At 47.3% G+C, this 14,667-nt stretch carries 12 protein-coding genes; 9 read left to right on the forward strand and 3 right to left on the reverse strand.

Annotation, left to right across the window (positions count from 1 at the left end; genetic code table 11):
* Positions 1-68: 68 nt before the first annotated feature.
* Complete coding sequence (locus tag BP97_RS0100830; protein WP_028547416.1) at positions 69-554, reverse strand: hypothetical protein; 486 nt, start codon at positions 552-554, stop codon at positions 69-71.
* 67 nt (positions 555-621) lie between these two features.
* Positions 622-1,275 (reverse strand): TetR/AcrR family transcriptional regulator, encoded by a 654-nt coding sequence (locus BP97_RS0100835; protein WP_028547417.1) that lies wholly within the window; start codon positions 1,273-1,275, stop codon positions 622-624.
* A gap of 410 nt (positions 1,276-1,685) precedes the next feature.
* Here BP97_RS0100835 and BP97_RS34755 point away from each other — a divergent pair, with 410 nt between their 5' ends.
* From BP97_RS34755 to BP97_RS0100860, 4 genes are all read left to right on the forward strand, one after another.
* A complete protein-coding gene (locus tag BP97_RS34755) occupies positions 1,686-2,417 on the forward strand; it encodes an EAL domain-containing protein (RefSeq protein WP_064745651.1) in 732 nt (243 codons plus the stop codon).
* A 12-nt stretch (positions 2,418-2,429) separates the two neighbouring features.
* Positions 2,430-2,783: a hypothetical protein gene (locus BP97_RS0100850; RefSeq protein WP_028547418.1), complete on the forward strand. Its 354-nt coding sequence runs from the start codon at positions 2,430-2,432 to the stop codon at positions 2,781-2,783.
* Between the two features lie 14 nt (positions 2,784-2,797).
* Positions 2,798-3,571: a diguanylate cyclase domain-containing protein gene (locus tag BP97_RS0100855; protein WP_156043106.1), complete on the forward strand. Its 774-nt coding sequence runs from the start codon at positions 2,798-2,800 to the stop codon at positions 3,569-3,571.
* A gap of 187 nt (positions 3,572-3,758) precedes the next feature.
* Positions 3,759-5,270 carry a sulfatase family protein gene (locus tag BP97_RS0100860; protein ID WP_028547420.1) on the forward strand — a complete coding sequence of 504 codons (1,512 nt, stop codon included), beginning with the start codon at positions 3,759-3,761 and terminating at the stop codon, positions 5,268-5,270.
* On the opposite strand, the gene BP97_RS0100865 is transcribed toward BP97_RS0100860, so the two are convergent.
* Entirely contained in the window at positions 5,267-6,124 is an 858-nt protein-coding gene (locus BP97_RS0100865; RefSeq protein WP_028547421.1) for an AraC family transcriptional regulator, read from the reverse strand. The two genes, BP97_RS0100860 and BP97_RS0100865, sit on opposite strands and share 4 nt — an antisense overlap.
* Before the next feature lie 210 nt (positions 6,125-6,334).
* On the opposite strand from BP97_RS0100865, the gene BP97_RS0100870 reads away from it, so the two are divergent.
* The 5 genes from BP97_RS0100870 to BP97_RS0100890 all read left to right on the forward strand — a co-directional run bounded on the left by BP97_RS0100870 (position 6,335) and on the right by BP97_RS0100890 (position 14,661).
* Positions 6,335-7,513: an ROK family transcriptional regulator gene (locus BP97_RS0100870; protein ID WP_028547422.1), complete on the forward strand. Its 1,179-nt coding sequence runs from the start codon at positions 6,335-6,337 to the stop codon at positions 7,511-7,513.
* 282 nt (positions 7,514-7,795) lie between these two features.
* A complete protein-coding gene (locus BP97_RS0100875; RefSeq protein ID WP_028547423.1) occupies positions 7,796-8,929 on the forward strand; it encodes an extracellular solute-binding protein in 1,134 nt (377 codons plus the stop codon).
* 182 nt (positions 8,930-9,111) lie between these two features.
* Positions 9,112-10,194: an ABC transporter ATP-binding protein gene (locus tag BP97_RS0100880; RefSeq protein WP_028547424.1), complete on the forward strand. Its 1,083-nt coding sequence runs from the start codon at positions 9,112-9,114 to the stop codon at positions 10,192-10,194.
* 16 nt (positions 10,195-10,210) lie between these two features.
* Positions 10,211-11,941, forward strand: coding sequence for an ABC transporter permease (locus BP97_RS0100885; protein WP_028547425.1), 1,731 nt, complete (start codon positions 10,211-10,213; stop codon positions 11,939-11,941).
* 173 nt (positions 11,942-12,114) lie between these two features.
* Positions 12,115-14,661, forward strand: a complete 2,547-nt coding sequence (locus tag BP97_RS0100890) for an NEW3 domain-containing protein (protein WP_028547426.1) — start codon at positions 12,115-12,117, stop codon at positions 14,659-14,661.
* The last annotated feature ends 6 nt before the right edge of the window (positions 14,662-14,667 follow it).

Raw genomic sequence — 14,667 nt, forward strand, 5'->3', positions numbered from 1 at the left:
CTCAGGACTAAGTAAGATGAAGTCCTGGATTGCCGCTGTTTTTTAACCGAATCATTAACTTGAATTTATTAGTGTATCAGTTGAACAAATGTCTCTGAATTAGAACGGATATAACCGCTAATCCGTTCTATACTAACCGGAAGCATGCTTTGAAATCTTGAGAAAAGAGGGGGGACACGCTTTAGAAGTTCCGTATTGTCAATGAGGCGGCTCTCCTTATTTTGAGCATTTAGAACCATGCCTGTTTCTTCAAGGAGCTCGATCAATGAGTCTTCACCGAAGAATCGCAGACCGCCAATGACTCCAGTCCAATAACTAGGTTCTTTAATCAAGTAGGAGATCCAGTAATAATACTCATCTGCAGAATTCTGTGCAGGATACAATAATCTGAACATAACCATGGCCTGTTGTCCGCTATTGAGCTGCGAAACAAGCTGAGTCTTCTCAGACAGATCACTTCGGCGAAGCTGTACAATTGTTGGTTCCGTGCACCTCAAAAAAAGCTCCGTATGACTTAATGATTCAAACTCCTGTCGTTCCATTTCCACTAACATAGCATCACCCTCCTAATGCTATATTATTTTTAATTGATTCGTAAGTCAATTATAAAAGTAAAAAAATTTACTGAGGTTTAAATAAAGCTACAGACGACTCGACCACTTGATCTAGAACCTTTGTCAGCTGTTCCTTCAATTCGGTTTCAGATACGCCTTGAACGGTTAGCTCCTGCCGCATTTGATCCAAGTAGTGCATCCCTTGAGACACTGAGCCCCAGAATTGCATAGCCATGAGACCAGCGTCGCCTTGCTGAATGGTGCTTTGGGTAATTCCTTTTTCAATGGCTTGGGTCATCGGTTGCATAAAGCCTTTTACCCACGTAAAGGGAGAAAATTCTTCTTGAGTATACAAGTGATGCAAATCTAAACTAATCCGCGTGTAGAAGCGGGGGATTGCCGGATTATCCAAGACGCGTTCACATACGATTCGAGTATAACTTTTAAACAGCTCCAAGTCAGGCTGGTCTCGATCAAAGGAAGATTTCGTAAATCGTTCAGACTCTTCCATCATATACTCGTATAGCTCACGGAACAGTGTCTTTTTGTTTTTGAAATAATAAAAAATGAGCCCGTGGGCAAGTCCCGCCTGAGCCGCTATATCTCCCATTTCAGATGCTGCGTAGCCTTTATCGGCATAAACGCTAACAGCTGCTTGCAAAATTTCTTGTTTGCGCTGCTTTCGAATTTCTTCATTTTGTTCTTTGGTACGAGGAGACATGTCTTATTCACCTCTTTATTTTGACTTTTTTGGCACAGCGCGAGCCGTGTATTTCCAAGCCTATCATATAAATCAGCATAAGAATACAATTATGGGCCAAGGAAAGTCAATAAGGCAGTTGAGTGAGACGAATGTTAAGATTCCTTTGACAAGAATGCGGATTTGAGGAGCAGACTATCGACCTGTTTCTTGTATTCTTCAATAGGCATTAGGAACTAGTGCTTCATAAATGAAAATTTTGTCTTTTTTAGGGCGATTTAACCTAACAATTGTAAAAATATTGTCGATTTATGTATACAATAGCTAGCTTTGCTCGAAGAATTCATTTAGAATTGAATAATGTGTTTGTAAAATTATACAATTATACAGCTCTATGAAGGACCTTTAATAGGAAGAAAGGAATATTGACAATGCAAGACTTAAAATTCGGTTACACGTTCTCGCATGTATATCAACCTATTGTCTATATGAAAAATAGAGAGGTACTAGGATTCGAAGCACTTATTCGAAGCAATAGAGGAAATCCAGAGCAGTTGTTCGAAAGGGCGCGTCAAGATAATAAATTGTTCGATTTGGATACACAGTCGGTTCTCGGGGCAGTAGGACAGTGCAATGGAATCTTGTCTACAGTTAGGAAGAGTCAACTCTTCGTTAACATATATCCTTCCACGCTTCTACATCCAGACTTTACTTCCTTTTTGGATTTGCTGCTTCAACAGCGTACGAACCACGAATTGGACATTGTGTTTGAAATCAATGAAGCGATTGAAGAGTTTGATACTTGGAAGGAACTGCTTGACCAAGACATATTGAAGCTGCTCCAAAAAAAAGCAATCCTCATCGCTTTCGATGACGTTGGAGAAGGAGCTATTTCTTTAAAGCAATTGGTAGACTTTGAGCCTGACTATATCAAATTGTCCAAATATTTTACCAGCGGATTAGAGCATTCTAGAGGTAAACAGAAAGTCATCAAAATGCTGGCCGATTTTTGCGGCGAACCGTCCAAACTCATTGTTGAAGGTATCGAGAATGAGCGGCAATTCGAAATTCTGGAGCAGCTGGGTGTTGTTTATGGTCAGGGCTACCTGTTTGCCAAGCCTCAGCCTTTAGAAAATCTAATGTTCGCCAAATCCATTTTGTAAAGGGAGTTTACCATGAGCAATAAATTGAACTACTCTCGCAAAGCAAGCTTATCTATGAAATTAACTGAATTTGAAGTGCCTCCGATGCAAGATTTGCTAATTATAGGCAGAGGGGCTCCTATAGGTCCGGAAGCGGTAAGGAGAATGGCAGAAGCCTTGTCACCAGAGCAATTTTCAGTACTTAAAGTAGATCACCCTAAGGTGGAAGCGGTTTTATTAAGAAAATCACTGCTTGAAATGCTGGATAGACAAATGCTTTTGGAAATCATATTAGGTGAGGCCGACCGTCTTATCAACGAATCAATGGTGTTAAAGGCGGAGCTAAACATTACGATATCCATTCAGCGGGAGGTTGAGCTTCAGTGAAGGTGGGGCAGATCATGTCGGAAAAAGTATGCTGCATTTCTTCCGGCAAAAGTGTGAAATATGCTGCATCCCTGATGAATGAGCAAAAGATTGGTTCGTTGGTCGTTGTCGACGAGGAGGAAGTTGTAGGGATCATTACTTCCCGGGACATTCGGTCTGCGCACCCTAATCGGATTGTTGCCGATGCGATGACACATAATCCATTAGTTATTTCAGAGACAGCCTTTATTGGGAACGCCCTGTATGCGATGGAGCAGCACCATGTGGAACGTCTTATCGTTAAGGACGGCAATGAGATGAAAGGCATAATAACCCGGGAAAGACTTCGCAGTACGATTGGGAGCTATATTGATCAGTCAACCCACTTATACCGTTCCAAATACATAGAATATATTTATGATTATCTAGCGAATGAGGAAACACCTTTCTACTTGTTGTTTATTGATTTGAACGATTTTGGCAGCGTGAACAAAAAGTTCGGACATGCCGTCGGCGACGATTTGCTGATTCAATTTTCCGTATTGCTGAAAGAAGCGGCTCATGAGCAGGATTATGTATGCCGATACGGCGGGGATGAGTTCGTTATTATTACGACAAGGAAGTTCTCGGAGGTTCAGGAGCTTGTTGATCGGTTGTCACAGCCCATGTGCATGGATTCTCTGGATTCTTTCTCTATATCTGCAGCTATCGGTTTCTTAAGCGGGTATGATGACAACGGGAATGCATTGTCTTATCGGGAATGTCTCAGCAGAGCCAGCTTACAGTCCACGGAGAAAAAACAAAAATGACTTCTACCTATACAGCACAATCGGAGACTCGTTAAATCACTCTTGGAGAGGGATTCGACGGGTCTCTTTGATGTAGGAATGAAGGGGAGCAGACAAAATGACAATAGGATGATCCGACGAAATGCCATTTTCCAAGCGAGCCGTGAAAGGTATGATAGTGTAAAACAGGCAGAGGAGAGGGCAAGGCATGAAAAAAAAGAACATTCTGCTCATTACCAGCGATCAGCAGCATTGGAATACGATAGGGGCGCTAAATTCTGAAATTCAAACTCCGAATTTGGATAGACTCGTTTCAGAGGGAACGATGTTTACACGTGCCTATTGTCCAAATCCTACTTGTACTCCAACAAGGGCTTCGATAATAACAGGAATGTATCCGAGCCAGCATGGAGCGTGGACGCTTGGAACCAAGCTGCTGGAGGATCGCCACACGGTTGGTGAAGATTTCATTGCTCACGGATACCGGACAGCGTTGGTAGGCAAAGCGCACTTTCAGCCACTCAAGGGAACGGAGCAGTATCGTTCTTTGGAAGCGTATCCGATATTGCAGGAGCTGGACTACTGGCGGGAATTTCAAGAGAACTTTTATGGCTTCGATCATGTGGAGCTTGCACGCAATCATACGAATGAAGCGCATGTCGGACAGCATTACGCTCTATGGATGGAAGAAGAAGGCTGCACAGAATGGCGAGATTATTTTCTGCCTCCGACAGGCAATATGGATAGATCGATTAGGCATACATGGCCGATTCCTGAGAAATACCACTACGATAAATGGATAGCCGACAGGACGAACAAACTGCTGGAGCAGTATAAGGAGAATGACGAGAGCTTCTTCCTGTGGGCGAGCTTCTTCGATCCTCACCCGGATTATTTGGTTCCAGAGCCATGGGACAAGATGTACGACCCGGAGAAGCTGACGCTGCCTCAGGCGGTGCCAGGAGAGCATGACAACAACCCTCCGCATTTCAAGCTGACGCAGGAGGTGAAAGCGGATTTCTCTGCGTGGATGGAATCGGGCTTTAGCATTCACGGCTACCATTCGCATCTGCGGTATACCGAGCAGGAGCAGCGGCGCAACATGGCGACCTATTATGGCATGGTATCCCTAATGGACAAGTACATCGGGCGTATTCTGGATAAGCTCGATGAGTTGGGGCTTGCGGATGATACTATCGTCGTTTTTACGACGGATCATGGTCATATGTTTGGCCATCACGGCATGCATTTCAAGGGAGGCTTCCACTATGAAGACTTGATCAAGCTTCCGTTCATCGTTCGCTACCCGGGGAAGGTGCCTGCGGGACATACGTCATCGGCCATGCAATCACTGGTAGATTTGGCACCGACGTTTCTTACCTTAACGGGTATTCCAGTTCCTCACGCAATGACCGGAGTCGATCAAAGCGCCGTCTGGCTTGGTGAACAAAGCTCCGCACGCGACCACGTGCTGTGCGAGTTTCATCATGAGCCGACCACTATTCATCAGAAAACATTAGTGACGGAGAGATACAAAATTACGATCTACTACAACCAGACCTATGGTGAAATTTTTGATTTGGTCGAGGACCCGCAGGAGCTGTACAACCGTTGGGACGATCCGCAGTTTGCACAGCTGAAGAGCGAGCTGCTGCTCCGGTACGCTTGGGCTGAGCTCGGCAAAGAATCGCTGCCGATGCCGCGGATTGCACAAGCTTAAGCTGGCGGCAAATCGTTAGGGCTATGCCGATAAGCGCTAGGGGAAATGCCGTAGTAATTTTTGAAAGCTCTTGTGAATGAGTACAGGTCAGGGTAGCCTAACGTCAGCGCAATTTCGGTAACGGCTAGCGAAGTCACACGAAGCAGCTGGGCGCCTTTGTCCATTCGCAGCTTCTGTAAATACTGCATAGGGGAGACACCTGTTTTTTTGGTGAATTGGGCGGAGTAATACGTCCGGTTCACTCCCGCAAAGCGTGCCAGCTCTTCAATCTTCAAATGCTCGGTGTAATGAAGCTGCAAATATTCGATGCTCTTGCTCAGCCACTCCTGATCCGATTGCATGATGGGGGCAGCATTAATCTGTGTTAGCCGGTCGAACAACCGGTATAGCTCACTAAGCTCTGTGAGTTCATTGGAGTGAGGCTGCATTTGCAGGATCAGGATTCGATGCAAAATGCCCTTGACCTTCGTATCAATGCATTTTTCCAAGTACGGCACAGATTTAGTAAGGGTCAGCAGATGAATAGCCTCAGGTACCTGGCTGCCTTCTAGGGCGAGCCATATTAATCGCAGCGGCTTAGCCGTGGAACGTATGCTGTACATGTAGGAGGTATAAGGGAAGAGACAGAAGAGGTCGCCTTTTTTCAGCACGACTTGCTTCTCATCGTATTCAAACGTCAGCTCGCCCTCAAGAATAAAGTGGAGGCTATGGCATTCAATGATTTTGGGTCCTATTCGGTAGCAGGGCTTGGCTTCATTTCGTCCCGCACGGACAATCCACATACCGCCTTTTTGCTGTAAGGGAGAGGGGAGCTTGAGCCATATATCGGCGAATTCATTGGCAAATTCCTGCATAGAAGCTGAACCTCCGTTAGTTTCTTATGATTAGCATACTACCAGACAAAATGACAATCAATCAAATTAACTTTCAAGCAGAACGTCCGATTTTGATCGGGCGTTTTTTTCGTTTAGGCCCGGTCATAAGGCTTGATTCGGGTGCATAGATTAGGATCAAAGTCAGCCTTTGTTAATTATTTTAACTAATGAAGGGGGTGAACGTTACCATTGTTCGGTCGGGGGCAGACAGGGAATACCAAGCTGGTCAAACAGCTCAATCGGGAAGGCATCCTTCATCAACTGAAAGAAAAAGCGCCGTTATCGAGAGCGGATTTGGCCAAATTGACAGAATTGAGCCGACCGTGCGTATCTGCGTTGGTGGATGAAATGATTCATGAAGGATTGATTCATGAGGTTGGGGTCGGGCAGTCCAGAGGTGGGCGAAAGCCGATTTTGCTGGAATACAATTCACAAGCCTTTGGCGTGGTTGGAGCTGTATTTGAAGGAAGCACGATTCAGCTGGCTATTGCTGATTTGAAAGGCGAAGTACGGTTCCAATACAAAACGCGGTTTACGCAGCCATTGGACGGGGAAATGGCAATCGAAGGTGTGGAACGTGGGCTGGCTGTGCTCTTGGAGCAAAGCGGCTTTGACAAAAGCAGACTGCTCGGTATCGGTCTAGGCTTGCCAGGCATTACCCAGCGAAGGGATGGCACAGTGAGCTATGCCCCGAGTACGGGATGGATGGGACTGCCGGTGCAGAAGGAAATCGAGGAACGGTTAGGTCTACCGGTTATTATCGATAACGATGTGAACTTAATGACTTTAGGGGAGTTTTACAAGGGTGCAGGTGTGGGCTGCTCCAACTTGGTATTCATATATGTCGGTACTGGAATCGGTGCTGGCATAATGATTGACGGGCAAAGCTACCGGGGCGCGATGGAAGCAAGCGGCGAGATCGGCTATATGATGATCGGACCAATAGGCAAACGGGGGCGCGGGGAGTTCGGTGTATTCGAGAACAATTACTCGGTACCCGCTATACGGAAGAAAGCCCGCTTGGTCCTTCCAGATGCGGATGAAAGCAGTATGAGCATTATGAAGCAGCTTATCGAGCAGGCTCATCAAGGAAAAGCCGGTGCACGAGGACTGCTCGATGATGTTTACCGGCATTGGGCATATGGAATCGCGAATATTGCCAGCTTAATGGACCCTCAGCTGCTCATTTTGAGCGGTGAAATGGTCCATATAGGGGAAGAGGGAGTTCAAGCGATACTGCGGCTGCTTTCGGAATGGATCCCTTTTGTGCCTCGAATCAAGATGGCTTCCTTGGGCGATCAAGCGGGTATTATCGGAGCTGTCCATTGTGCTTTGGAAGCTTTTCCTTCAAGACTAAAAGGAAAATAAAAAAAGTACTGTTAGAAAAACTTGCGAAAGTGTTTTCGGCAGCGGAGAAAACTGCTTCAAAAAATAGGATTGGAGGTAGGTGGGGTGTCCTCTAGAGGACCGATAACAACAGCGGTTGGAAGGGGATACCCCACCGAGTACCATATCATGTATTTATTTTTGTAATTAGGGCTTCTCAACAGTCCTGCGATTACGAAGCAAGTTTTTCCTACCGAAAAACTCTAAGTGAATGCTTACGAAGCCAGTTTTTCCTACAGAAAAACTCTAAGGAGGAATCATCGCATGAAACAATGGTTGGGCAAAAGAGGTTCATGGTTAACCAGCTTGGCTCTCAGCATCGTCATGCTGGGGACAACAGCTTGCAGCGGCGGGGCAGCGCCGACGGCTACCCAGAAGCCTACGGCGGAAGCGCCGAAGGCGACGGAGGCACCTAAACCGAGCGCCACGCCGAAGCCGCCGGAGAAGCAAAAACTCGTCATTTATACGGCAAGAGATAAAAATGTCGTCGACGAGATAATCCCTAAATTCAAAGAGAAAAATCCGAATATCGATGTCGAGGTTCTCACTATGGGAGCCCAACAAATATTGGAACGGGTACGCGCGGAGAAAGCGAACTCTCAAGCTGACTTCTGGTGGGGCGGAACGCAATCTGCTTTGATGACGGCGGCGAATGAGGGATTGCTCGAAAGCGTCAAGCCAAGCTTTGCGGATAAAGTGCCGGCGTTATATAAAGATGCTCAGGACCGCTGGTACGGAGAAATGCTGCTTCCTGAAGTCATTATGTACAACTCCAAAGCGCTGAAAAAAGAAGACGCCCCTAAAGATTGGGACGATCTGCTGGATGCCAAATACAAAGGAAAAATCATCATTCGGGGCGTGTTGGCTTCCGGAACGATGAGAACGATTTACTCTGCCATGATTTTCCGTCAGGATGCCGCTGACCCGAAAAAAGGCTACGACTGGCTGAAAAAGCTGGATGTGAACACGAAGGAGTACGCACAGGATCCTACGAACCTGTATCTGAAGCTGGCGAGGGAAGAAGGCACACTGTCGCTGTGGAACCTGCAGGACATTATGATTCAAAAAGAGCTTCAAAAGCAGCCGTTCGATTTCATCTATCCGGCGAGCGGAGCTCCGATTCTTGTAGATGGTGTCGGTGTCGTCAAAGGCGCCAAAAATATGGATGCAGCCAAGAAATTCTATGAATTCCTCTTCGATTCCAAGCTTCGCGTCGAGCTGGCAGAGAAATTGTACCAAATTCCTACTCGTACGGACATCAGCAAAGATACGCTTCCTGCATGGCTGAAGGGTGTGGAACTGAAGCCTATGAATCTGGATTGGACGATCATGGCGAACAAAGAAATGGATTGGATGCAATATTGGGATGAGAACATCAAAGGCAAAGGCGCTAAATAAGAAAGCTGTTTGTTAAGAGCAGCAACTCAAAGCTCTAGAGTGTAAGTTCAATCTGCTGGTGGGGGAATTGGAATAATTCTCCCGCCTCAGGTTGGAATGAGCAGGATGAATAATCGACGTTCTCACCTCAGGCAGACGCTTAAGGCACAGCCTGCCTGATCAATAAGGGAGGGGAACCCCGCTTGATAGATGTCACATTGGATCATGTCAGCAAGCAGTTTGGGCAAGTTACAGGCGTTGAAGATATTCATGTTCAGATTAAGCCGGGGGAATTTTTCACATTTCTTGGTCCGAGCGGATGCGGCAAAACGACAACGCTCAGAATGATAGCCGGATTTTATTATCCAAGCGCAGGTCGCATTCTCTTTGGCCAACATAATGTGACGAACTTGCCTCCGAACAAACGGAATACCGGCATGGTGTTTCAAAATTACGCTTTATTTCCTCATATGACCGTTTTTGAGAACATTGCTTTTGGCCTCCAAGTAAGAAAAGTACCGAAGCCCGAATTGGTGCAAAGGGTAGAGCGGGCTCAGCAGCTGGTGCATCTGGAAGGATACGGCCAGCGCCGTATCGATCAACTGTCAGGTGGGCAGCAGCAGCGGGTTGCCTTGGCAAGGGCGCTTGTGATTGAACCGCAAATATTACTGCTCGATGAACCGTTATCCAATCTAGATGCGAAGCTTCGGGAAGAGACGCGTTTGGAAATTAAGCGGCTTCAGCTGGAGCTCGGCATTACCACGATTTATGTGACGCACGATCAGGCGGAGGCTATGGCAATGTCGGATCGGATTATGGTCATGCAGGGCGGCGTCGTCCAGCAGATCGGCAACCCAGAGGAAATATACAATCGACCGCTGAATCGCTTTGTTGCTTCGTTTATCGGAGAATCCAATTTATGGGAGGGCACGGTAGAACGAATCGAAGGGGATGTGGCTTTTGTACGCTTCGGTCCGGATACAGTACTAAGCGGCTTCGTCCATAATGCTTCACCTGCATGCAGGCTGGAGACAGGAGCACGAATTACCGTGTCGATCCGACCTGAATCCGTTATGGAGGCACAGCCTTCAGAGCCACAGGACAACAATATTGTCCGGGGAACGGTGACCATCTCTGAATTTACAGGGGTCAGTGTCAACTATTTGACGCAGATCGGCGAAGCTTCATTTAAGGCAATGTTCGTGAACTTGGGGCACCGGGGTCGGCAGCGTGGAGAAGAAATCTCCTTTCATATTCCGCAATCCAGCATTTATTTCTTAGGTTAAATAGGGGGGACGATTGATGAAGAACGTCAGACCATCCGAATCCCCATCCGTACGCCCATGGACTGCTATAACATCGTCGCGGTATTTCATCTATGTCCTTGTGGCTCCTTTGTTTCTTGTGCTGTTGGCTTATGTGGTGTATCCGTTGTTCCAGACCTTTATTCAAAGTATTGAAGTGAAGGGACAGCTTAGTTTAAAAAACTATGGCAAATTTTTTAGCCTTGAGCATACGTCGAATTTGGAGGCGCTGTGGACCAGTATCTACATTTCGGTGCTAAGCGTCATTACCTGCGCCATTGTGGGAGTAGCCATGGCTTTCCTGTTGGAGCGTTACGAATTCCCTGGGCGTAAAATACTCACTGTGCTGGCGATGGTGCCTATGGCGCTTCCGCCACTGGTCGGAGTACTGTCCTTTACCTTTTTATATGGAGAGAGCGGCATTATACCCCGATCGTTGAAGCTGCTGCTTCAAATGGATCATGTGCCCTTCTCATTAAAAGGTGTCTGGGGAGTGCTGATGGTCCATACGTTCACGATGTATACGTATTTTTACATGACGGCCTCTGCAGCGATCAAAGGATTGGACCCGTCGCTGGAGGAAGCTGCATCCAGCCTTGGAGCAGGGCGGATGTACGTGTGGCGGCGCGTCATACTGCCGATGCTCACTCCGGCGATGGTTGCTTCTTCACTGCTCGTCTTTATGATCTCGATGGCATCCTACACGGCACCGCTAATTTTTGGCATAGAGCGAACGATGACTATGCAAATTTATTTGTCCCGGACCAACGGTAATTTGGATATGGCAGCAACCCAATCCACGATATTAACGATCGTCTCTATCCTGTTTCTCATGATTATGCGGTGGTACCAAAACCTGCGTAATTATCAGAATATGAGCAAGGGCGTCAGCGTTCATCGAACAGAGGTAAAGAGCACTGCCGGTAAATACGTTTCTATGATCCTTTCCTTCATCGGTGTGGTTATTTTGCTGCTTCCTATTCTGGTTCTGGTGCTGATTTCGTTCTCTAAAGATGCGACCTGGACGACGCAAATACTGCCTCCCGAATATACGGCAAATCATTACGTGAAGCTGTTTACGGATAGCAAGACCTGGCGACCGATCGGCAACAGCTTCAAAATGAGCTTCATCGCCACGATTGGGAATGTCATCTTCGGTGTGGCGGCAGCCTATGCTATGGTTCGGATGAAGTTTAGAGGAAAGTCGCTGCTCGACGTGCTTATTATGCTGCCTTGGGCATTGCCCGGTACGGTCGTAGGGGTAAACTTGATCGCTGCATTCAGCCAGCCATCCGTGTTCAGCTTCAACCAGGTGCTGATCGGCAGCTTCTGGATTCTCCCGCTGGCTTATTTTGTCCGGCATCTCCCGTTGGTGTTTCGATCTACCTCCGCTACCTTGATGCAGATGGATGGCTCGGTGGAAGAAGCTGCACGGAACCTAGGTGCATCCTGGTGGTACAGCTTCCGTAGGGTGGTATTTCCAATGGCTTTAAGCGGAGTTCTTGTAGGGACGCTGCTTGCTTTTGTTCAGGGGATAGGAGAGTTCGTTTCTTCCATTCTATTGTTCACCACGAGAACAGCTCCGATTTCAGTTGAAATCTTCCAACGGATGTATTCCTTTGAGTTTGGTACTGCTTGCGCTTATGGAGTTCTCCAAATTTTATTGATCGTAATCGTGCTGTTTATTTCCAGAAAAATTTCGGGGGATACGACAACTACTGCCGTTTAACCCATCGGATGGTTTCAGGATACGCTGCCTGTATAAACAAGAGATCGTGGATGCGCTTTACTTCTGGGGAGCTTGATGTTCGGTCATTTCGTGGGAAACCCACGTGACATATACAGCGGGAACATGGCCAATTCCTGCGGTAAGAACAGTTGAAGACAAAAGGAGGAGTTAGCTTGAGACGAGGGAAGACCACATCAAAATGGTTGGCGACGATTACAAGTGTTGCCGTAGCGGGAGGGTTGCTGTTTCCAGCGACACAGCCTGCTCAAGCAGACCGGGGCGTGCTGGATCTATGGAAGTCGATCAAGCCGTTAACGACGATCGCCAGTGCTATGAATACGGGAGCCCATCCCGATGACGAGCACAGTGCAACGCTGGCTTATCTGTCTTTGGGCAAAGGCGTGAATACGTTCAGTATTATCGCCAACCGGGGTGAAGGCGGACAGAATGAAATTGGCAGCGAGCTAGGTAACGCACTCGGTATCATACGTACCCGTGAGCTTCAGGAAGCATCCAAGGTGACGAACATTACATTAAGCATGCTGAGCGAGGATATTAACGACCCGATCTTTGATTTCGGATTTTCCAAGAGCCCGGATGAAACATTGCAAAAATGGGGCGAGTCCGTAGCCTACGAACGCTTAATCCGCAAAATTCGTGAAGACCGCCCGGATGTCGTCTATCCGTCCTTCCTGAACGAAGATTCGACTCATGGGCATCATAGAGCGATCAATGTTATTACGGTCAAAGCATTTAAGGATGCAGCAGATCCTAATGTGTTTCCTGAGCATTTGCAAAAAGGGCTGCAGCCTTGGCAGGTGAAAAAGCTTTACGTTCCAGGAACGGCTAAGGATTACAGCGTCGTCGTGCCAGTAGGCGAATACAATGAAATTTATGGAGCTTCCTATCTGCAGCTGGGCGAAGAATCTCGCTTTATGCATAAGAGCCAAGGGATGGGCCGCATTTACGATGAAGGACCGATCAGTCCGGACCTTTTCGGCAACTACTACAAGCTCGAATCTGCTGCAGTAAAGACAGCAGCTAAAGAAACCGACTTTTTTGATGGTATCGCCTATACGTATGAAGATTTGGCTAAAGAATTAGACGCCAAAGGTAAGGATCAGAAAATAGCTAAGGATTTGCGTGTCCTGCAAAAGGATTCGGAGCAGGTGATTGCTGCCTATCCAAGGTTTGCTGCCGTAACGAAAGAAGTGCATGCCATGAAAGCGGACCTGCAAACGGCGATTGCGGATTTGAATGCTTCCAACCTGGATAAAGCGACCAAAACGGATCTGATGTATCGTTTGAAGGTGAAGGATGAGCAGCTGAATAAAGCCAGTATGGAAGCGACCTCCGTTGTTGCTAAGGTGAAGCCGGCTACAGGCGAGCTGGTGGCAGGGCAAACGACGAAGGTTACGGTAACAGCGTTTAACGGCGGTAACGTAGAATTGAAAAAAATCAATCTTGCTCTCAATGTGCCTGAAGGCTGGACTGCAAAAGCAGCAGGTGCGGCGAGCTTCGATCGACTGGGCAACAACCAAACGGTCTCGACTACGTACGACGTGACTGTGCCTGCCAATGCAGCCAAGTTCAAACCCTATGCTCCATCGGTGCTGAATGCTAGTGTTGAATATCAGGCATATGACACAGTCACGAAGCTGAAGGTGACGCCGCAAAATACGGTTGCCGTTTTACCGGCCTATTCCATGTCTCTTAATCCTAGTGCAACCGTATTGAATACCCTTAAAACAGAGGATGCCATTCCTGTAAAAGTTACTGTTCGCAACTACACCCCTGGAGCCTCTAAAGCATCGGTATCCTTGAAGGTGCCTGAAGGCTGGACAGTAGAGCCTGAGGTAGAAGAATTAAGCTTCGCCTCCAAGGGAGAGACGAAGTCCGTAGCTTTCTCGGTTAAAGGCTCCTCGACGGTCACGCCAGGCAGCTACACGGTGTCGGCTGTTGCACAAAACGGCAGTGTAGTGAGTACGGAGGGAGCTCAGGTCATTGAATACCCTCATATCGGCAAAACGTATATGGTACAGCCTGCCGAATTGAAAATTCAAGCGTTTGAGCTGGCGGTGCCGGAAAATCTGAAGGTCGGCTACGTGTCCAGCGGTTTCGATAATATCGATCAATATTTAAGCCAGCTCGGCGTTCACGTAGAGAAGCTGGAAGCCAAGGATATCCAATATGGCGACTTGTCGAAGTATGACACTATCGTACTCGGTATTCGCGCTTACGCATTCCGTCCTGAATTAATTCCGAGCAATCAACGCCTGCTTAGCTACGTGGAGAACGGAGGCAATCTGGTCGTACAATATCATAAGCCTGAGGACAAATGGACACCGGATCTCGCCCCTTATCCGATTACTATAGGAGCTCCATTAATTCAATGGCGGGTCACGGATGAAAGCTCCAAAGTCACGATGCTAGCCCCAGATCACCCAATGTTCAATTATCCGAACCAAATTACCGATGCCGATTGGGATCAGTGGATTCAAGACCGTTCCGCCTACAACCCTTCCCAATGGGGTAAAGAGTATACAGAGCTGATATCTAACGGAGACCCTGGCGAAAAAGAATTTACAGGTACGTTCCTGACAGCCCCATACGGTAAAGGCGTTTACACATACAGCTCGATCGTATGGTATCGCGAAATTCCAAGTCTGGTTCCTGGTTCCATCCGTATGTTCGTCAATATGATCAGTCAAAAGCAATAAGTTGCC

The sequence above is a fragment of the Paenibacillus sp. UNC451MF genome (assembly GCF_000686845.1).
Taxonomy (GTDB): domain Bacteria; phylum Bacillota; class Bacilli; order Paenibacillales; family NBRC-103111; genus Paenibacillus_S.

Bases quoted from the DNA above. Each gene is read 5' to 3' on its own strand.
- BP97_RS0100830 (WP_028547416.1), bottom strand. From the start codon at position 554: ATGTTAGTGGAAATGGAACGACAGGAGTTTGAATCATTAAGTCATACG.
- BP97_RS0100835 (WP_028547417.1), bottom strand. From the start codon at position 1,275: ATGTCTCCTCGTACCAAAGAACAAAATGAAGAAATTCGAAAGCAGCGC.
- BP97_RS34755 (WP_064745651.1), top strand. From the start codon at position 1,686: ATGCAAGACTTAAAATTCGGTTACACGTTCTCGCATGTATATCAACCT.
- BP97_RS0100850 (WP_028547418.1), top strand. From the start codon at position 2,430: ATGAGCAATAAATTGAACTACTCTCGCAAAGCAAGCTTATCTATGAAA.
- BP97_RS0100855 (WP_156043106.1), top strand. From the start codon at position 2,798: ATGTCGGAAAAAGTATGCTGCATTTCTTCCGGCAAAAGTGTGAAATAT.
- BP97_RS0100860 (WP_028547420.1), top strand. From the start codon at position 3,759: ATGAAAAAAAAGAACATTCTGCTCATTACCAGCGATCAGCAGCATTGG.
- BP97_RS0100865 (WP_028547421.1), bottom strand. From the start codon at position 6,124: ATGCAGGAATTTGCCAATGAATTCGCCGATATATGGCTCAAGCTCCCC.
- BP97_RS0100875 (WP_028547423.1), top strand. From the start codon at position 7,796: ATGAAACAATGGTTGGGCAAAAGAGGTTCATGGTTAACCAGCTTGGCT.
- BP97_RS0100885 (WP_028547425.1), top strand. From the start codon at position 10,211: ATGAAGAACGTCAGACCATCCGAATCCCCATCCGTACGCCCATGGACT.